Origin of the sequence: Gordonia paraffinivorans NBRC 108238, assembly GCF_000344155.1 — a bacterium.
In the GTDB taxonomy this organism is placed as follows: domain Bacteria; phylum Actinomycetota; class Actinomycetes; order Mycobacteriales; family Mycobacteriaceae; genus Gordonia; species Gordonia paraffinivorans.
The window spans coordinates 1-844 of the sequence record NZ_BAOQ01000101.1; the positions used below are offsets into that span (position 1 = coordinate 1).

At 61.0% G+C, this 844-nt stretch carries 1 protein-coding gene and 1 pseudogene; one reads left to right on the forward strand and one right to left on the reverse strand.

Annotated elements, in window-relative coordinates; translation table 11 throughout:
* On the forward strand, window positions 1-509 hold a 509-nt coding region (locus GP2_RS20825; RefSeq protein ID WP_006902638.1), incomplete at its 5' end, for a eukaryotic translation initiation factor 4 gamma.
* Here GP2_RS20825 and GP2_RS21775 read toward each other — a convergent pair.
* Window positions 498-844: pseudogene (locus GP2_RS21775) on the reverse strand (hypothetical protein); the annotation flags it as partial. The gene GP2_RS20825 and the pseudogene GP2_RS21775 sit on opposite strands and share 12 nt — an antisense overlap.

Consider the following 844-nt stretch of genomic DNA (forward strand, 5'->3'; position numbering starts at 1 on the left):
CTAAGTGGAGCTGGGGAAAGGACAAGCCGTTCGTGCACGACAACACCGTAGCGCTCAAACGAAGTGAGCTTGATAAGTTCACGAAGTGGTCCAGCGCTTCCAAGCGGTTCCTCAAATCGCAAGATGGCGACGTGGATTTCCTTCCGCTCCTTGAGAAGTACTCGCAGCGCGCACGCGAGTTCTTCCAGTGGTTCTGGGAACAGATTCAAGAGGCAGTTCGGATTGAAGTTGAGGAGTATTACCTGAAACGATCAGAGTTTGGGTACTGGTTGGCCGAGGAACAGGCGAAGCCAGATTTTGAAGAAGGACATGGCGGTAACCCGATCCCTGGCACCCTGCGCCGAAATCGGGCCAAGGCTCACGCGGAGCGCTGCGAGTTCGGTACTACTGGTTGGGGCGGCATAACCGTGGATTCCAGCGGCGTCGCAGTCGTCGGCGAGTCCGACTGGGACCCACTACCGGCAGTTGGGAAGTACCGGAAGAAGGACGACCAGCCTTCATCTGAGTGAACGAGATGTGTTCGCGCGGCGCTGCTCCTGGTAGTGGTCGTCGCACAGGCCACGGGAGCGGCGCGGTTTGCGGCAACGAGGCCGGGAGCACTGGCCACGGTCGGCGACGGCCTGCGGCGAGGTCTTCCAGGCGTCGTAGTGGCGCTGGCACATGCCGCGACCCTTCAGCGGCCGGTCGCACCCCTCGACGGTGCAGCGCGCAGGGTTGTTGGCCATCCGCCACCGGGTGTAGTGGTCCTGGCAGTACCCGCGTGCGAAATGTGCTTTGCCGCAGTCGGTTTCGGAACAGAGCTTGGTGGTCATGTTTCCCAGAAGAACACGCGGGGAGAGCAGGA